The 18420-nt window shown below is 59.8% G+C and carries 18 protein-coding genes; 8 read left to right on the plus strand and 10 right to left on the minus strand.

What is annotated here, in order from left to right; genetic code table 11:
- The first annotated feature begins 73 nt into the window (after positions 1 to 73).
- Genes hutI through hutU form a run of 4 tightly spaced genes read left to right on the plus strand, consistent with a single transcriptional unit; the run spans position 74 to position 5269 of the window.
- Complete coding sequence (gene hutI / locus ACZ1HH_RS14320) at positions 74 to 1291, plus strand: imidazolonepropionase (protein WP_472636959.1); 1218 nt, start codon at positions 74 to 76, stop codon at positions 1289 to 1291.
- Entirely contained in the window at positions 1288 to 2811 is a 1524-nt protein-coding gene (gene hutH / locus ACZ1HH_RS14325) for a histidine ammonia-lyase (protein WP_011540315.1), read from the plus strand. The genes hutI and hutH overlap by 4 nt, the downstream gene beginning before the upstream one ends.
- Entirely contained in the window at positions 2808 to 3584 is a 777-nt protein-coding gene (gene hutG, locus ACZ1HH_RS14330; RefSeq protein WP_011540316.1) for an N-formylglutamate deformylase, read from the plus strand. Before hutH ends, hutG begins: the two co-directional genes overlap by 4 nt.
- Positions 3581 to 5269, plus strand: coding sequence for a urocanate hydratase (hutU, locus tag ACZ1HH_RS14335; RefSeq protein ID WP_011540317.1), 1689 nt, complete (start codon positions 3581 to 3583; stop codon positions 5267 to 5269). Before hutG ends, hutU begins: the two co-directional genes overlap by 4 nt.
- A gap of 55 nt (positions 5270 to 5324) precedes the next feature.
- On the opposite strand, the gene ACZ1HH_RS14340 is transcribed toward hutU, so the two are convergent.
- The 4 genes from ACZ1HH_RS14340 to ACZ1HH_RS14355 form a co-directional block, all read right to left on the minus strand.
- Positions 5325 to 5714, minus strand: coding sequence for a VOC family protein (locus ACZ1HH_RS14340; RefSeq protein ID WP_011540318.1), 390 nt, complete (start codon positions 5712 to 5714; stop codon positions 5325 to 5327).
- A gap of 172 nt (positions 5715 to 5886) precedes the next feature.
- The gene (gene dapD, locus ACZ1HH_RS14345) at positions 5887 to 6714 is read right to left on the minus strand and encodes a 2,3,4,5-tetrahydropyridine-2,6-dicarboxylate N-succinyltransferase (RefSeq protein WP_472636960.1); all 828 of its coding nucleotides are present in this window, start codon (positions 6712 to 6714) and stop codon (positions 5887 to 5889) included.
- A 120-nt stretch (positions 6715 to 6834) separates the two neighbouring features.
- Positions 6835 to 7434, minus strand: coding sequence for a GntR family transcriptional regulator (locus tag ACZ1HH_RS14350; protein WP_193339800.1), 600 nt, complete (start codon positions 7432 to 7434; stop codon positions 6835 to 6837).
- Between the two features lie 48 nt (positions 7435 to 7482).
- Complete coding sequence (locus tag ACZ1HH_RS14355) at positions 7483 to 8436, minus strand: threonine/serine dehydratase (protein WP_472636961.1); 954 nt, start codon at positions 8434 to 8436, stop codon at positions 7483 to 7485.
- A 156-nt stretch (positions 8437 to 8592) separates the two neighbouring features.
- Between ACZ1HH_RS14355 and ACZ1HH_RS14360 the strand changes: the two genes are divergently transcribed.
- Positions 8593 to 9441, plus strand: a complete 849-nt coding sequence (locus tag ACZ1HH_RS14360) for an LOG family protein (RefSeq protein ID WP_011540322.1) — start codon at positions 8593 to 8595, stop codon at positions 9439 to 9441.
- A 195-nt stretch (positions 9442 to 9636) separates the two neighbouring features.
- On the opposite strand, the gene ACZ1HH_RS14365 is transcribed toward ACZ1HH_RS14360, so the two are convergent.
- The 3 genes from ACZ1HH_RS14365 to ACZ1HH_RS14375 form a co-directional block, all read right to left on the minus strand.
- Positions 9637 to 9840, minus strand: a complete 204-nt coding sequence (locus tag ACZ1HH_RS14365) for a hypothetical protein (RefSeq protein ID WP_011540323.1) — start codon at positions 9838 to 9840, stop codon at positions 9637 to 9639.
- Positions 9841 to 10007: 167 nt separating this feature from the next.
- A complete protein-coding gene (rlmN, locus tag ACZ1HH_RS14370; RefSeq protein WP_011540324.1) occupies positions 10008 to 11201 on the minus strand; it encodes a dual-specificity RNA methyltransferase RlmN in 1194 nt (397 codons plus the stop codon).
- Positions 11202 to 11424: 223 nt separating this feature from the next.
- Positions 11425 to 11958, minus strand: coding sequence for an invasion associated locus B family protein (locus tag ACZ1HH_RS14375; RefSeq protein WP_044026969.1), 534 nt, complete (start codon positions 11956 to 11958; stop codon positions 11425 to 11427).
- 229 nt (positions 11959 to 12187) lie between these two features.
- Between ACZ1HH_RS14375 and ACZ1HH_RS14380 the strand changes: the two genes are divergently transcribed.
- Positions 12188 to 13195, plus strand: a complete 1008-nt coding sequence (locus ACZ1HH_RS14380) for an asparaginase (RefSeq protein WP_472636962.1) — start codon at positions 12188 to 12190, stop codon at positions 13193 to 13195.
- Between the two features lie 13 nt (positions 13196 to 13208).
- Here the strand turns inward: ACZ1HH_RS14380 and ACZ1HH_RS14385 are convergent, their stop codons facing one another.
- The 3 genes from ACZ1HH_RS14385 to serB form a co-directional block, all read right to left on the minus strand.
- Entirely contained in the window at positions 13209 to 13529 is a 321-nt protein-coding gene (locus tag ACZ1HH_RS14385; protein WP_472636963.1) for a YciI family protein, read from the minus strand.
- A gap of 86 nt (positions 13530 to 13615) precedes the next feature.
- Positions 13616 to 14374: a TSUP family transporter gene (locus ACZ1HH_RS14390; RefSeq protein WP_472636964.1), complete on the minus strand. Its 759-nt coding sequence runs from the start codon at positions 14372 to 14374 to the stop codon at positions 13616 to 13618.
- 8 nt (positions 14375 to 14382) lie between these two features.
- Positions 14383 to 15258: a phosphoserine phosphatase SerB gene (gene serB, locus ACZ1HH_RS14395; protein ID WP_487320322.1), complete on the minus strand. Its 876-nt coding sequence runs from the start codon at positions 15256 to 15258 to the stop codon at positions 14383 to 14385.
- Positions 15259 to 15494: 236 nt separating this feature from the next.
- Here serB and ACZ1HH_RS14400 point away from each other — a divergent pair, with 236 nt between their 5' ends.
- Together ACZ1HH_RS14400 and serA are read left to right on the plus strand one after the other, a co-directional pair.
- Positions 15495 to 16640, plus strand: a complete 1146-nt coding sequence (locus ACZ1HH_RS14400; RefSeq protein ID WP_416367650.1) for a phosphoserine transaminase — start codon at positions 15495 to 15497, stop codon at positions 16638 to 16640.
- Between the two features lie 93 nt (positions 16641 to 16733).
- On the plus strand, positions 16734 to 18329 hold the full coding sequence (gene serA, locus ACZ1HH_RS14405) for a phosphoglycerate dehydrogenase (protein ID WP_472636965.1): 1596 nt from the start codon (positions 16734 to 16736) through the stop codon (positions 18327 to 18329).
- Positions 18330 to 18420 lie beyond the last annotated feature (91 nt).

Genomic DNA, 18420 nt, shown 5'->3' on the forward strand with positions numbered 1-18420 from the left:
GGCCCTCTTATGTATAGACATAACAACAATAAGCGCATACCGTTAATGGGGCAAGAGGATTCTGGGGGACGAAATGCGCGATACATACGTGTTGAGCGGTGCTCGGTTGGCGACCATGGAGGCCGAGGGGTCTTATGGGCTTGTGGAAGACGGGGCGATCGCCATTCAGGGGGATGAAATTCTCTGGTGCGGCGCGCGGGGCGCGCTACCGGACACCTACGCAGCTTGCCCCAGCACCGACCTCAATGGACGTCTGGTCACGCCGGCCTTCATTGATTGTCACACGCACATCGTTTTTGGCGGAGACCGTGCGGGCGAGTTCGAGATGCGCCTCGAGGGGGCAACCTATGAAGAGGTGGCCAAGGCTGGCGGCGGGATTGTGTCGACCGTCACGGCCACGCGTGCCGCAAGCCTGGATGCGCTTGTGACCGGGGCCTTGCCGCGGCTGGATGCACTGATTGCGGAAGGGGTGAGCACGGTAGAAGTCAAATCCGGCTACGGGCTCGACCGCGAGACCGAGCTCAATATGCTGCGCGCGGCGCGTCGTCTGGCTGAGCACAGAGATGTTACGGTCAAAACCACCTTTCTGGGCGCGCATGCAGTCCCTGCAGAGTATGCGGGTCGGGCAGATGCCTATCTTGATGAGGTCTGCCTGCCGACGCTGCGCGCAGCGCATGCCGAGGGGTTGGTCGATGCGGTAGATGGCTTTTGTGAAGGGATCGCTTTTTCGGCGGCGCAGATCGCAAAGGTTTTTGACGTGGCAGCAGAGTTGGGTTTGCCGGTGAAGCTCCATGCCGAACAGCTGTCGCATCAGGGCGGCACCAAATTGGCGGCAGAGCGCGGCGCACTGTCTGTGGATCATGTGGAATACGCCACAGAAGCGGACGCACGGGCAATGGCGGCTTCGGGGTCCGTTGCGGTCCTGTTGCCCGGCGCGTTCTACACAATCCGCGAAACGCAAGTCCCGCCCGTGGCAGAGTTTCGCATGCATGGCGTGCCGATGGCACTGGCGACAGACTGCAACCCCGGATCATCGCCGCTCACGTCGCTTCTGCTGACGCTCAATATGGGCTGCACATTGTTTCGCCTGACCCCGGAAGAGGCGCTTGCGGGTGTGACCCGTACTGCCGCCCGCGCGCTGGGCATGCAGGATCGTGGGCGCATCGCCCCCGGGCTTCGTGCGGATCTGGCGGTCTGGGATGTCTCTCGCCCGGCAGAGCTGGCTTATCGCATTGGTTTCAACCCGCTCTACGCGCGTGTCATGGGCGGCAAAATGGAGGTTCGTACATGATCGAGATGATCCCGGGCGCCGTGACGCTCGACACTTTGGAACGGATCTGGCGTCACGGCACGCCTGCACGTCTGGCCGATAGCGCGCGTGCAGGTGTCGAGGCCGCTGCCGCGATGGTGGCAGAGGCCGCAGCGGGTGAAGTGCCCGTTTATGGCATCAACACTGGTTTTGGCAAACTTGCGTCGACCAAGATCGCGCCGGAGGATACTGCGACCCTGCAGCGCAACCTGATCCTGAGCCATTCTTGCGGTGTGGGCGAGCCGCTGGCCGAAGACAAAACCCGGTTGATGATGGTGCTGAAGCTGTTGTCGCTGGGTCGGGGCGCCTCCGGGGTGCGCTGGGCTGTCATTGAGCAGATCCAAGAGATGCTGGCACGCGGGGTGACACCTGTTGTGCCGTCGCAAGGGTCCGTTGGCGCCTCTGGTGATCTTGCCCCGCTTGCCCACATGACTGCGGCCATGATCGGCGAAGGCGAGGCAACAATCGACGGCGTGCGCCTGCCTGGTGCCGAAGCCTTGAGGCGTGCCGGGTTGGAGCCGATTGTGCTGGGCCCGAAAGAAGGGCTTGGCCTGATAAATGGCACGCAGTTTTCCACCGCCTGCGCGCTTACCGGGTTGTTCGAAGCCCTGGAGATGGCGCGGGCCTCCATGGCGATCGCGTCTTTGACAACCGACGCTATCATGGGCTCTACCGCGCCTTTGGTGGCGGATATTCACAGCTTGCGCGGCCATGCTGGGCAGATGGAGGTCGCGGCAACGATGCGCGACATCATGGCGGGCTCGGAAATTCGCGAGAGCCACCGTGAGGGCGACACCCGCGTGCAGGATCCCTATTGCATCCGCTGCCAGCCTCAGGTGGTGGGCGCCGCGCTTGATGTGCTGCGCATGGCGGCGCGCACGCTTGAAATCGAGGCGAATGCGGTCACCGACAATCCGCTGGTGCTGGTGGAGGCGGGGCAGATCGTCTCCGGGGGCAACTTCCATGCCGAATATGTGGGCTTTGCGGCAGATCAGATCGCGCTTGCCGTGGCTGAGATCGGCGCGATTGCGCAGCGCCGCGTTGCGCTGATGGTGGATCCTACCCTGAGCCATGATCTGCCGCCGTTCCTGACGCCGAACCCCGGCCTCAACTCGGGATTCATGATTGCCGAAGTCACGACTGCGGCGCTCATGAGCGAAAATAAACATCTGGCCAACCCCTGCGTTACGGATTCCACACCGACCTCCGCCAACCAAGAGGACCACGTCTCTATGGCGGCGCACGGTGCGTTGCGGCTGGCGAAAATGAACGCAAACCTGTCGGTGATCCTTGGGGTCGAGATGCTTTGCGCGGCGCAGGGGGTCGAGGCGCGCGCGCCGCTCAAGACCTCTAGCCGTTTGCAAAACCTGCTCGACATGCTGCGCGGCGAGATCCCGAGCCTTGGCGAGGACCGCTATCTTGCGCCGGAAATCGAAACCGCCAGCGCGATGGTGCGGGCAGGCCGCGTGGCGCAGGCCGCAGGCGTGGAGGTCAGCACATGATCGAAGTCACGCAGGGGTCTTCTCCGCTGGTTCTGGGGCTGCCCCATACGGGCACCGATGTTCCGGCCGAGGTGGCACAACATTTGAATGACCGCGGCCAAGCGCTCGCGGATACGGATTGGCATATTCACGACCTCTACGCCGGACTGGTGGAGGGCGTGACAACCGTACGCACGCCGATCCATCGATATGTGATCGATGTGAACCGCGATCCCGAGGGCGTGAGCCTTTATCCCGGACAAAACACCACGACGCTGGTGCCGCTCACCGATTTTGATGGTCATCCAATCTGGCAGCAAGAGCCCGATGCGGCCGAAACGGCCCACCGTCTTGAGACCTATCACGTGCCTTATCACGCGGCACTCGAGGCGGAGATGAAGCGCGTGGCCGGACTCCACGGGTTTGCCATTCTCTATGATTGTCACTCGATCCGTGGCGATATTCCCTTCTTGTTTGAGGGTCGCCTGCCGGATTTTAACGTCGGTACCAATCTCGGCGCGACCTGCGCGCCAAGCATCGAGGATATGGTGTTCCAGCGTTGTCAGCGCGCGGAAGGCTACACATCAGTCTTGAATGGCCGTTTCAAGGGGGGCTGGACCACGCGACATTACGGTCGCCCCGACCAGGGTTGGCATGCCATCCAGATGGAGCTCGCGCAGGCCACCTATTGCGACGAGCAGCCGCCCTGGCGGTATGACCCCGTCCGCGCCGACCGGTTGCGCGGACATCTCACCCAAATCCTCACCGATCTGACCGAATGGAGGCCCGCATGAGCGATCCCCGCAAGAATACCCGTGACATTTTCCCTGCCACTGGCACCGAGATCACTGCGAAGTCCTGGTTGACGGAGGCTCCGATGCGGATGCTGATGAACAACCTGCACCCCGATGTGGCTGAAAACCCGCATGAGCTCGTGGTTTATGGCGGGATTGGCCGGGCGGCACGCACGTGGCAGGATTTCGACCTCATCGTCGAGACCCTCAAGACTCTTGAAGAAGATCAGACCCTGATGGTGCAGTCCGGCAAACCCGTCGGCGTCTTTCAGACCCACAAGGACGCGCCGCGCGTGTTGATCGCCAACTCCAACCTCGTGCCGCATTGGGCCAATTGGGATCACTTCAACGAGCTCGATAAGAAGGGTCTGATGATGTACGGCCAGATGACCGCTGGTTCGTGGATCTACATCGGCACCCAGGGCATCGTGCAGGGCACCTATGAGACCTTTGCCGAGGCGGGCCGCCAGCACTATGGCGGGGACCTGACCGGAAAATGGATCCTCACCGGCGGTCTTGGGGGGATGGGGGGGGCGCAGCCTTTGGCTGCGGTTTTTGCTGGTGCTTGCTGCCTTGCGGTGGAGTGCAATCCCGACTCGATCGATTTCCGCCTGCGCACCAAATACCTTGATGAGAAGGCTGAAACGCTGGACGAAGCGCTGGAGATGATTGAGCGTTGGACCAAGGCGGGCGAGGCCAAATCCGTTGGCCTTTTGGGCAATGCGGCGGATGTGTTTGCAGAGCTTGTGGAGCGTGCGAAGGCGGGTGGCATGCGCCCCGACATCGTGACGGATCAGACCTCAGCGCATGACCCGGTCAACGGTTATCTGCCGCAAGGCTGGACGATGGCCGAATGGAGAGAGAAGCGCGAAACGGACAAAAAGGCGGTTGAGAAAGCCTCTCGGGCGTCGATGAAGGCTCATGTGAAGGCCATGGTAGATTTCCACGAGATGGGGATTCCCACCGTCGATTATGGCAACAACATCCGTCAAGTCGCGCTGGAAGAGGGGCTGGAGACGGCGTTCTCATTCCCCGGATTTGTGCCAGCCTACATTCGCCCGCTGTTCTGCAAGGGGATCGGTCCCTTCCGTTGGTGTGCGCTCTCGGGGGATCCCGAGGATATCCGCAAGACCGATGCCAAGATGAAAGAGCTATTCCCGGAGAACGAGAGCCTGCACCGCTGGCTCGACATGGCGCAGGACCGCATCGCCTTTCAGGGGCTACCGGCGCGGATCTGCTGGATCGGCCTTGGAGATCGCCACAAGGCGGGGCTTGCCTTCAACGAAATGGTGCGCAACGGCGAATTGTCGGCGCCGGTCGTGATTGGCCGAGATCATCTTGACTCGGGTTCCGTGGCATCGCCCAACCGTGAAACCGAAGCGATGATGGATGGATCGGATGCGGTCTCTGACTGGCCATTGCTCAATGCGCTTTTGAACACGGCCTCGGGCGCGACATGGGTTTCGCTGCATCATGGCGGCGGTGTTGGCATGGGGTTTTCGCAGCACTCTGGCGTGGTGATCTGCTGTGACGGCACAGAGGATGCGGATCGCCGGATCGGGCGCGTTCTGTGGAACGACCCGGCGACCGGCGTAATGCGTCACGCAGATGCAGGCTATGAGATCGCGAAGGACTGCGCCAAAGAGCACGGATTGAACCTGCCAGGTATCCTGCGCTCGGAATGACCGGATGGGCGGGGCGAATGTCCCGCCTCCCTTGGGGGACCCAAGGCTTCTGCGGTTACAGATCTGTCTGAGTGGCCAACCACCAGGTTGTGCCGCTCGGTCCCTTTACGCCGCCAAAAACACCATCGCCGTTCCGCTTGCGCAGCGGTTCCTGCACGATCTTTCCACCTGCCGCAATGGCGCGATCAAAAGCCTCCTGCACATCGGGAACATACAGATGCACGTGCGCGTCATTGTCGTCCGCGCCAGGAAGACCGCCGATCATGACGATGCTGTCGTCAATCCGTACTTCGGCATGCATCAAGCTCCCATCCTCCTGATCAAGGCGTTGCAATAAATTCGCCTCAAATACCGTTTGCAGGAATGAGATCGTACCTTCCGGATCATGGCAGATGAGATAAGGGCATAGCGAGGGGTAGTCTGTGGGTTTCCAAGACTCTCTCATGAACTGTCCTCCTTCAGCCTATTTCAGCCGGGCGGTTATTGACGCTCCACTCAATAATCTACCGTAACTTTAAGAATATTCCACAGGAACAATAATTTGAGAAATAAAAAAACAGGCAGCCGAAGCCGCCTGTTGTCACATTTATGTGTGCAGCCTCTGCTGAGGCCTAGGATCAATCGCGCAGAAGCTCGTTGATGCCTGTCTTGGAACGGGTTTTCTCGTCCACGCGTTTCACGATGACCGCGCAGTAGAGGTTGATGCCGTTTTTCGAAGGCATGGAGCCTGCAACAACAACGGAATAGGGCGGCACTTCGCCATACATGACTTCACCGGTTTCGCGGTCGACGATCTTGGTGGACTGGCCAATGAACACGCCCATGCCAAGCACAGAACCTTCGCGCACGATCACGCCTTCGACCACCTCGGAACGCGCACCGATAAAGCAATTGTCCTCGATGATGGTCGGGCCGGCCTGCATCGGCTCCAGAACGCCGCCGATCCCGACGCCACCCGAGAGGTGAACGCCTTTGCCGATCTGTGCGCAGGACCCAACCGTGGCCCAAGTGTCGACCATAGTGCCTTCGTCAACATAGGCGCCGAGGTTTACAAAAGAGGGCATCAGGACCACGCCCGGTGCGATGTAGGCAGATTTGCGGACAACGCAGTTCGGCACCGCGCGGAAACCTGCGGTTTTCCAGTCAGAGGCTCCCCAGCCTTTGAACTTGCTGTCGACCTTGTCCCACCAGCCGGAGCCCTGCGGGCCACCGGATTGCTCTTCCATGTCCTTCAGGCGGAAACCAAGCAGAACGGCCTTTTTGGCCCATTGATTGACGTGCCAGTCTCCGCTGTCCTGCTTTTCTGCGACGCGCAGTTTTCCGCTATCGAGCGCGGCGAGGGTTGCCTCGATGGCGTCGCGGGTTTCACCTTTGGTGGCAGGTGTGATGGTGTCACGGGCCTCCCAGGCGGCCTCAATTGCGGTTTCCAGCTGCGCGTTGGACATATGTTCCGGCTCCGGTTTGTGTTGGATTCGAGCGCTTATAGCCGCAAATGCCCCAAGCGTCATGCCCCGAACGCGCCCCTCGGCACATGCGAAGCGGCATCGGGTGCACCACGGGCTGGCTCAGCTCACCCGGCGCAGGTGTCGCCGCAGAATGTCACAGGCGCGCGGCAGATCCTGTGCGGTGACGGCTTCCAGCAGCGCGTCGTGGTCGCTGTCGATGCGCGACGTCCAGCGGTCGCGCCAATGCACGAAAAGGTGCCTGGCAGCGGTGATGTGAAGATCTTCAATTGCCGATAGCAGGCGTGGCATCTCGCAGGGCTGCAGCAGGGCGGTGTGAAACTGCCTGTTGCAGCGGTCCCAAAGCACCATATCCTGCGCGGCGTCACAGGCCTGTCGCGCGGCCTCTACCTGAGCCAATGTGTCGGCGTCGTGTCGGGGTAGCGCGTGGGTGAGCGCTAGAACTTCCAGCGCCACACGCATCTCGATCACTTCCCGGATTTCCGTTGGCTCCAGAGCGGTAACGCGCATGCCTTTGTGTGGTATGGATTTGGCCAGTCCCTTGGCTTCCAACCGCAAAAAGGCCTCGCGCACGGGAACGTGGCTGACGTCGTAGTCGCGCGCAATGTGGTCTTGCCGCAGTTTCTCTCCTGCGGGCAGATCGCCGGTCACGATCCGCTCCATCAGCGCGCGAAAAATCTTGTCAACTGCGGTTTCGCTCATAAACGTTCGATAGGGGGCAAAGCCGCCCATCGCAAGGATTTCCGACGCTTAGGTGAACGAGACATCAAGTTGTGTGGCGGGATCTGTCAGCGGTTCCGGGTCAATGTTGCCCCCACACAAGAGCACGGCAACCTTTTCATCACGCGCCGGCAGATAGGCCCCGCACATCAAAGCCGCAAGCGCAGTTGCCCCTGCAGGCTCCACCAGGAGACGATGATCGCGCCAGAGCGCGTGTTGTGCGGCCTCGATGGCAGCATCTGGGACAATCACGCTTGGCGTGCGCGCGTTATGCGCAAGGTCAAAACAGATGTCCCCAATGCGGCGCGCCCCCAAGGCATTGGCAGCGATGCCGCCAACGTCAACATTGGTGGGTTTGCCATTCATCAGTGCGGTTTTCAGCGCGCAAGAGGTTGCAGGTTCTACTGCGACCACCTTGCGCCGGCCCTCAAACCAGCCGAGCGCTCCTCCGATGAGACCACCGCCGCCCACTGCGATCAAAATGGTGTCAGCCTCGAGCCCCTGTTCCTCCCATTCAGCAAACAAAGTGCCCTGTCCAGCGACCGTTGCGGGCGCGTCATAGGCATGGATCTGCATGGCTCCCGTTTGTAGCTCCCAATCCTGTGCTGCTTCGAGTGCATTGGCATAGGCGCCGGGCACGACCTCAAGCTCCGCTCCGGTTGAGCGGATCAGGTCAATCTTGGTCTGGCCTGCAATCTCGGGGACATAGATCTTGGCGTCGTGACCCAAAGCACGAGCGGCAAAGGCCACCGCCGCGCCATGATTGCCACCGGAGGCCGCCACCAGACCTGCCTCGGGGACAGGGGTCGACAGGAGCGTGTTAAACGCACCGCGCGCCTTAAAGCTGCCTGCATGCTGGAGATGCTCGAGCTTCAATTCGACCGGAAATGCGAGGCCAAAGCTCTGAACCGAGACGGTTGGCGTTTTCACCACATGCTGGGCAATTCTCCCGCGCGCGCCGGAAATTTGGGATGTCCAATCCATTGTGGTACCTCGTCACTGTGTCTTTTGCGCGAACCCTAGGGAATTGCACGCGGGAGGCAAGGGGATTGATGGTGCGATTTGAGCACTGGCCGCAAAGGGGTGCGCAGGCTATGACAGGGTCTAACCTTCTGCACTGAAGAATAGGCAAGATTTGATATGAGTGACGACCGTAAGAGCCGCTTTCCCGATGCCCGCGCTGATCGATACCGCGCCGAACATGTTCCCGTGACGCCACAAACGCAGTCGCCTGTCTACCAGCTTGCTTTTGCCGATGAAGGGTTTCTGTGCCGAGAAGAACTGCGTCCGGTGCGCTTGCAGCTGGAGCTTCTGAAGCCGCAGCTGATGCTGGACGAAAAAGGCGTCGAGAGCACGGTCGTGATGTTTGGCGGGGCGCGCATCCCCGCCCCGCGTGACAAGGACAAGGCGCGGACACAGACCCTGGCCGACCTTAGTCATTTCTACGACGAAGCGCGTACGTTCGCGCAGAAGATGACCGAAAAATCCAAGGCAAGTGGCGGTCGGCGTCATGTCGTCGTGACCGGTGGCGGTCCCGGTGTCATGGAAGCTGGAAACCGGGGCGCCGTGGATGCGGGCGGCGAGTCGATTGGCCTCAATATCGTGTTGCCGCACGAACAGGCGCCCAACGAATACGTCACGCCGGAGCTCTGTTTCAATTTCCACTATTTTGCGATCCGCAAGATGCATTTCCTGATGCGTGCTGAGGCGATTTGCGTTTTCCCTGGTGGCTTTGGCACCCTTGATGAGCTGTTTGAGGCCCTGACGCTGATCCAGACCGGGCGCATGGAACCTGTCCCATTCTTGCTGTTTGGCCGCAGTTTCTGGGAGAAGATCATCAATTGGGAGGCCCTGGCCGACGCGGGAACAATTTCAGACCAGGACCTTGATCTGTTCAAGTTCGTGGAAAGCGCGGATGAGGCAATCGCAGCGATCGAGGCGTGGAACCCTGTACCTGCGCGTCAAAACCTGCCCGGTCGTGATCGTTAGGACCCGCGCAGAGATCGTTTTCTTACCTCGGCATGCTTTAAACGGTAGCGCGTCGGGCCCCTTGGGCCCGGCGCGCGGGTCCGCCCGACAGGACGGAGGTCCATGGTCAAATGTCGTTTTCCCTTGTGGGTGGGGTGGAAACGTTTGTGGGAACGTCGGGACCGCGCATGACCAAAAGACCCGAATTTAGGAGGATTAACTCATGTCAGCGGGCAACACTCCGACGGCCTCACCACGCGGCAGACGTGTCAGCACCTGTGTGTCTCCCTCGTTTCGGATCGCATAGCCATAGCCACGCAGGCGAAACTGCCATTCCCGAGGGCTAAGCGCCTTGCGCCGTTCTTCTCGCACCAGAGAGAGAATACCATCATCCATCTTGCCGACTTGCTGTCCAATCATCTTTCTGCCCTCAACCTTTGTTTGCTGCCCGGAGATTGTTTCCGTGTACTGTTTCTGATTCCGAGATTGTCGGCCCCAGATGGCGCAAATTTTACTAAAATAGGGAAAGAATAAGGCGCCACGATTTCTCGCAGCGCCCTTAGATCGGTTCTGTTGTCGGTTCAGCGTCAGCTGTTGTTCACTCCGGCCTCGGCTTCGATTTGCTTGCGGCTCTTGCGGGCCCGCTCCGTGGCAGACTTGAGCTGACCGCAGGCGGCCATGATATCATCGCCGCGGGTCTTGCGGATCGGCGAGGCATAGCCAGCCTGATAGATGATATTTGCAAACGCCCGGATGCGGTTGTTGGACGACCGTTTATAGGGCGCCCCCGGCCACTCATTAAAGGGAATGAGGTTGATCTTGGCCGGAATGTTGTGGCGCTTGATATGATCCAGAAGACGATGTGCGTCCTCATCAGAGTCGTTCACCCCATCAAGCATCACATATTCGAAGGTGATCCGCTCAGAGTTCGAGACCTTCGGGTAATCTGCAAGCGCCTGCAGCAATTCATCGATGTTCCAGCGACGGTTGATCGGAACCAGCACATCGCGCACCTCATTGGTGGTCGCATGAAAGGATATCGCAAGGAGACAGCCGATTTCCTCAGCCGTCCGCGCAATCTCGGGCACCACGCCAGAGGTCGAGAGCGTGATACGACGCCGCGAGAGGGAAATCCCCTCCGGGTCCATCGCAATCTTCATCGCATCGCGCACATTGTCGAAATTATAAAGCGGCTCCCCCATGCCCATCAGAACGATGTTGGACAGTAGGCGGGTTTCATCCTTTGGCGCGCCGGGGGTGGGCCATTCTTCCAGGTCATCCCGCGCCATCATCACCTGTCCGATGATTTCGGCCGGGGTCAGGTTGCGCACCAGCTTTTGCGTGCCGGTGTGGCAAAACGAACAGGTGAGCGTACAGCCGACCTGAGAGGAAATGCATAAGGTGCCCCGGTCGTCCTCGGGGATATAGACCACCTCAACCTCATGGCCGCCATTTATCCGCACCAGATATTTGCGCGTGCCATCGGTCGACACTTGTTTTGAGACCACCTCGGGGATGCGGATCTCGAATGTTTCCTCCAGCTGAGCGCGGTAGGCCTTGGCTAGATTTGTCATCTCCGCAAAGTCTCGTACCCCCCATTGGTAGATCCACTGCCAGATCTGCCCGACGCGCATCTTGGCCTGTTTCTCCGGGGTGCCGTTTTCGATCAATACCGCGCGCATGCGGTCACGGGTCAGACCAACAAGGTTGATCTTGCCGCCTTCCGGCTCTTTGCGGGGGAGGGTCAAAACATCTTGGGTGATCGGCGCTGAGGCTGTCATGAGACGGGTCTCGCTGGCTGGTGTCAAAACGGGGCGGGATGCGGCTCTATATAGGAGATCGGACCAAGATCAAAAGGATTCTCGCTCAACCCCGCTATGCAAGCCCCGCACGCCGCCGCTTTCTTCTAACGAAAAATATCCCGGAGCGCGAGGCAGAGCCTCGCAAAAGAAAACGGCGAAGCCGGTACTTCGCCGCATCATTCAAAATCGTCTCGCTTGCGGATCAACCGGCGCAGCGTTTCTCGGCGTCTTCGATCGCGGCCGTAAAGCCCAGCAGGGAAAACGTGTCCTTGGTCTGCGTTCCGCGCGAGGATCGAGCAGTCAGCACCGCGTCCGCACCGCGCTTCATGGCGGTGATGATCTTGGTGTCATCGGTTGGCGTGGCAGGCCAGGCCCATTCGCCTTCGGTAAAGAGTTCGAACTCCGAGTCACCGATTTTCATGTTCACGGTCGAGCCGGGCGCAAAGGGATATCCCCCTGTGAATGTAACCTGACCTTTGTTTCCGCTGTCCGGGCGGTAGAACACAAACAGGCGAATTTCACTGCGGCGAACGGCGACCACGCGACCGTCCCGGGTGTTCACGGTTTCCTTGGGCGCCGAGACGCCAATGCACTCTCGCGGCGAGGTCTCCTCAAAGACGCTCCAATCCACATGCGCACCTACGCGGTTATCTGTCGTTGCCTGCTGCGCGCTTGCTGAGGTCGCCATACCGGCCAGCAATAGCGCGCCTGCCAAACGACGGAGTTTCAATGCCATATGTCCCGCCTCCAAGACTGTCTTGTCCTCAAATGTATTCGGGCCTCGTGTGCGGTGTTTTGCACACCGTCTATACCCGCACCTCATGATGCTTGACACAAGCATATTCACGGAACAAGGGCCATGCGCAATTGCCAAGTTTGGCAGGTTTTTGCCGTCTTTTCCTTGAAAAGCCGGGGTTTTGTATGTCTGTTGACACGAAAATCCCTCAAGTTGATGAGCCAAGCCCATGACAACCCCTATTGCCGCCGCGCCCTTTACCGAACTCTGGCGGGGTGATCTCCTCGAGAGCCAACACCACGGGCATGCCGTGATCTGCAATGGCAAAGGCGAGGTGATCCGGTCCTGGGGCAACCCTGAGCAAATCATTTACCCACGCAGTTCCTGCAAGATGATTCAGGCGCTACCGCTACTGACTTCGGGCGCGGCGGCGCGCTATGGGCTGAGCACAGAGCAGCTTGCGCTAGCCTGTGCATCGCACAATGGGGCACACATCCACATTGATCGGGTTGGCCACTGGCTCGACCAGCTCAACCTTGGTGAGGGCGATCTGCGCTGTGGTGCGCAGAAACCAAAAGACAAAGACGTGCTGTATGATCTGATCAAGCGCGATGACAGCCCCTGCCAGATCCACAACAATTGTTCGGGCAAACATGCGGGCTTCCTTACGCTCTCGCAGCATCTGGGCGCAGGACCCGAGTATGTCGAGATCGACCATCCCGTGCAGCAAGCCTGCCGGGAGGCTTTTGAGGAAACCACGAAGGAAAGCAGCCCGACTTATGGTATCGACGGCTGCTCCGCTCCGAATTTTGCCTGCTCCATCACCGGCCTGGCGCGTGCGATGGGGTGGTTCGCCTCGGCTCATACCCGCTCTGGCCGGGCAGATGATGCCGCAGAACAGCTGCGCGATGCCATGGCCCGCCATCCTGAACTGGTGGCGGGCGAAGGACGGGCCTGCACCGCCTTGATGCGCGACATGGGCGGCAAGGTCTCGGTGAAGACCGGTGCGGAGGGAGTCTTTGTCGCGATCCTGCCAGAGCAGCAACTTGGCATCGCATTGAAGATCGTGGACGGCACCACCCGCGCGGCAGAAAATGCCATCACGACGCTATTGGTGAGCCTCGGGGCCTTGGATCGCAACAGCCCCTCGGCAAAGGCGTATATGACCGCGCCGATCACAAACTGGAACGGTATTCACTGTGGCGAAATGCGGCCCGCGTCAGGGCTGGTCTTCTAGGGCAGGGGCCGCGCTACATCACCATTTCGATGATTTCGGCCACTTCGATCGTGCCGGTGCCATCAGTCACGCTGGGGCACGCTTTGGCCATCTCGCAAGCCTCTTCGATGGTGTCCGCAGTGACCACTGTATAGCCCGAGATGGGGTTTGAGCCGCCATCATCTGTGATGGCAGCGGCGCTGACCGTTTTCGACTTTCCAACCGGGTTTCCGGGGATGGCGACGGCGTCTCCCATCTCCTGAAACCAGGCCATCCAGGCGGCCATTTCTTTTTCTTCTTCTTCCGGGGTCTCGGCGGCTTTGCCACCGTGATATGCAAAAATGAACTGAGGCATCCGTCTATCCTTTGCTGAAAATACAGAACGAAGGCTAAGCCTGTCGGACCGGAATCAGCAAGGTACGGTTTCCCGCACGCAGGTTCTCAGAGCATATCCCAGATCAGCTTCATCGCGAGGCTCACGGTGGTCAACACCAACAGAGGTTTGATGACTTTGGCCCCTTGCTTTTGCGCAAGGCCGGCACCGACCCGTGCTCCTGCAATTTGTGCAAACCCCATGGCAAGACCGGTCAACCACCAAGGCGTTGCAACAACCGCAAAGGCTGCAAGGGCTCCGGCGTTTGAGGCAAAATTCAAGAGCTTCGTGTGCGCAGTCGCCTTCAACACGCCGTAACCGGCGAGCCCAACGAAGGCGAGCATGTAGAAACTGCCTGCACCGGGACCCAAAAGCCCGTCATAGGCCGCGCAGAGTGGCACCATGGTGGCGGCGAAGACTGCGGGCGTCAGACGCTCGGCGCGGTCTTCGTCATTGAGACCTTTCTTGGTGGCAAAGAAAACCGCGATCCCGATCAACAGAACCGGCAGCGCATAACGGATCAGCTCGACGGGTAGGACCGACACCAGCAGAGCGCCTGCAATGGAGGCAAAGAATGCTATCACCGCCGATTTCCACTGAGTGCGAAGATTGACATGGCCGCCGCGTGCATAGGTGATTGCCGCCGTTGCCGCGCCAAACAGGCCTTGGATCTTGTTGGTGGCAAGCGCTGTCACCGGGTTGGCGCCTGCAATTAACAGCACGGGAACCGTAATTAGCCCGCCGCCACCGGCAACCGCGTCGATAAATCCCGCAGCAAAGCCTGCTGCCATCAACAGCAGCAGAACCTCGAAGGTTACCTCGAACATATGTGAAATTATCCTTTGAAGTCGTCCAGGCTGTAGCCCTGTACGTACAAGAGTGCCGAGAGGTCGCCGTGATTGATGCGGATGTCACACTCTGCGGCAACAGAGGGTTTGGCATGAAGCGCCACACCGGCACCGGCGCGGGTCAGCATGCCAAGGTCATTGGCCCCGTCGCCGACTGCGATGACCTCTGCTTCGGAGATGCCAAGGCGGACGGTGATCTCTTCAAGTGCCTCGACTTTGGCCTCGCGACCGAGAATGGGACGCGTGACGTCACCGGTCAGTTTGCCGTCCTCGACGATCAGCGTATTGGCGCGGTTCTCGTCAAACCCGAGCTCACCAGCAACACGGGCGGTGAAGGCGGTGAAGCCGCCCGAAACCAACGCCGCGTAGGCGCCATGTGCCTTCATGGTTGCCAAGAGCGCAGCACCCCCCGGCATCAAGGTGATGCGCGTATCAAGAACTTGGGCAATGACCTCCTCGGGCAGTCCTTTCAAAAGCCCGACCCGCTCGGTCAGGGCGCCCTCAAAATCCAGTTCGCCATTCATGGCACGGGCCGTGATGTCCTTGACGCGGGCGCCAACGCCGGCCTCATCTGCCAGTTCGTCAATGCATTCCTGCTGGATCATGGTTGAATCCATATCTGCCAAGAGCATCTTTTTGCGCCGCCCTTCTGCGGGCTGAAGCACCAGATCGACCCCCATGCCTTGCAGATCACTCCAGACGTCCCACTGGTTGTCGGGCAGGGCGTCGAGCGTGAACTCTGCCGCGATGCCGGGGTTCAGCCAATTGGCTTCTCCGCCGCCCCACGCGTTCCTCAGCGATTCGACCAGCGTGGGTTGCAGCGTCGGGGTGGCAGGGTTCACGAGCAGGGTTGCGACATACATATGTGTTCTCCGGTCAAGGCGGGCTGCCTTCTCTTAACGAGCGCTTACCTCGGGCACCAGTCCGGAGGGGCTGGGGGGCGCAAAGTTTCCGATTGGCGTCATATGGGGTCGCAAAAATTTCCAAAAGCGGCGCAAATGGTCGATTTCCCCGGTTGCGCGGAATCACCCCCCCGCATATCGCTGTCGGTGGGACACCCCTCCCCAACGAGGGGCGCTTATCTGGAAGGGTAGCATTTATGGCTATTGCACAACCGGCATCGCGGCCGGCCAATCCGCGTTTTTCTTCTGGCCCCTGCGCCAAACCCCCCACCTACGATCTGTCCAAACTCGCTGGCGCGCCTCTGGGTCGCAGCCACCGCGCTGCCGTCGGCAAGGAAAAGCTCCTCGCCGCCATTGAAGGCACCCGCGAGGTTCTGGGCATCCCCGCAGACTACAAGATCGGCATCGTGCCTGCGTCCGACACCGGCGCTGTCGAGATGGCGATGTGGAACCTTCTCGGTGCGCGCAAGGTCGAGATGCTCGCCTGGGAAAGCTTTGGCGCAGGCTGGGTCACCGATGTGGTGAAGCAGCTGAAAATCGATGCCGAGGTCAAGACCGCCGAGTATGGCGACATCGTTGATCTTCAGACGGTGGACACCAACAACGACGTGGTCTTCACATGGAACGGCACAACCTCCGGCGTTCGGGTTCCCAATGGGGACTGGATCAAAGACGACCGCGAAGGTCTGACCATTTGCGATGCGACCTCTGCGGCCTTTGCGCAGGAACTGCCCTGGCAGAAACTCGATGTGACGACGTTCTCCTGGCAGAAGGTGCTGGGTGGCGAGGCCGCGCATGGCGTAATCGTTCTTAGCCCCCGCGCGGTTGAACGCCTCGAGAGCTACACCCCTGCATGGCCTTTGCCGAAGATCTTCCGCCTGACCAAGGGCGGCAAACTGATCGACGGGATCTTTACCGGGGCAACGATCAATACGCCGTCGATGCTTGCGGTAGAAGACTACCTTTTGGGGCTGGATTGGGCGCGGTCTGTTGGTGGTCTGGAAGGACTGATTGGCCGTGCCAACGCCAATGCGGATGCGATCCACGCCTTTGCCTATGCAAATGACTGGATCGAGAACCTCGCCAATGATCCGGCAACGCGTTCCAATACCTCTGTCTGTCTGAAGTTCACGGACAAGCGGATCAAGGATGGTGCGAGCTTTGCCAAGTCTGTGGCCAAGCGGCTTGAGGCAGAGGGCATTGCCTATGACATCGGCGCCTATCGAGATGCGCCTGCTGGTCTTCGGATCTGGTGTGGTGGCACGGTCGAGACGGGCGACATCGAAGCCATGCTGCCGTGGCTCGCCTGGGCCTTTGAGGCCGAGATCGCCGCACAATCCTAAGCGTCAGCGCCCGGGCATTTGTCCGGGCTGCCCCAAACTCCTCTCCTCATTTCAGGCCGCATTGCGGCCCCCGCAGACAAAGGACCAACACAAATGGCCCCCAAAGTACTGATTTCCGACAAACTCTCGGACGCTGCCGTTCAGATCTTTCGTGACCGCGGCATCGACGTGGATTTCCTGCCCGACGTGGGCAAGGACAAGGAAAAGCTGGCTGAAATTATCGGCCAATATGATGGCCTCGCGATCCGTTCCGCCACCAAGGTGACACCGACGATTTTGGAAAACGCCACCAACCTCAAGGTGATTGGCCGCGCCGGGATCGGCACCGACAACATCGACAAGGAAGCCGCGTCGAAAAAGGGTGTGATCGTGATGAACACCCCCTTCGGCAATATGATCACCACCGCAGAACATGCGATTGCGATGATGTTCGCTGTGGCGCGTCAGGTCCCCGAGGCTTCGGCGTCGACCCATGCGGGCAAGTGGGAAAAGTCCAAGTTCATGGGCGTTGAGCTGACCGGGAAAACCCTCGGTGTGATCGGCGCTGGCAACATTGGCGGGATCGTCTGCGACCGTGCCCGTGGCCTGAAGATGAAGGTTGTGGCCTATGATCCTTTCCTGTCGGAGGAGAAGGCCAAGAAGATGCAGGTCGAAAAGGTCGAACTCGACGAGCTGCTGGCACGCGCGGATTTCATCACGCTTCATGTTCCGCTGACCGAGCAGACCAAGAATATCCTGAGCCGCGAAAACATCTCCAAGACCAAGAAAGGCGTGCGCATCATCAACTGTGCCCGTGGCGGTCTGGTGGATGAAGAAGCCCTGGCCGAAGCCCTGACCTCCGGCCATGTGGCTGGCGCGGCATTTGATGTATTCTCTGTGGAGCCTGCGAAGGAAAACCCGCTCTTCAACCTGCCCAACGTGGTCTGCACCCCGCACCTCGGCGCAGCGACGACCGAGGCGCAGGAAAACGTGGCGCTGCAAGTCGCAGATCAGATGGCGAACTACCTCTTGACCGGTGCCGTTGAAAACGCGCTCAACATGCCATCGGTGACGGCCGAGGAAGCCAAGATCATGGGACCGTGGATCAAACTGGCCGATCATCTCGGGGCCTTTGCGGGTCAGATGACCGACGAGCCGATTACTGCGATCAATGTGCTCTACGATGGTGTGGCAGCGGATATGAATCTCGACGCGCTGAACTGCTCGGTGGTTGCAGGCATCATGAAAAAGGTGAACCCGGATGTGAACATGGTCTCGGCACCCGTTGTGGCCAAAGAACGCGGCATCCAGATCTCTACCACCAATCAGGACAAGTCCGGCTCTTTTGATGGCTATATCAAGGTGACTGTCGTCACGGCAAAACGCGAGCGCTCTGTCGCGGGCACCGTCTTCTCGGATGGCAAACCGCGCTTCATCCAGATCAAGGGCATCAATATCGATGCCGAAGTGGGCGCGCATATGCTCTACACCACCAACCAGGACGTGCCGGGTATCATCGGCACCTTGGGTCAGACTTTGGGCGATATGGACGTCAACATCGCGAACTTTACGCTTGGCCGAAATGAGGTCGGCGGCGAAGCGATCGCGCTCCTTTATGTGGATGCGGAGGTCCCCGAAGACGCGCGTGCCAAGCTGGCAGAGACCGGTTACTTCACCCAGATCAAGCCGCTGGCCTTTGACGTCGCCTGAGTATTGGGCGCAGTTTGAAAACACGGCGGGCTCATCATTGGATGGGCCCGTTTTTGTTCCAACTCCCTGTTTTTTCTTGCCTCACGAGGCA

This window comes from Epibacterium sp. HA2-3 (genome assembly GCF_055693725.2).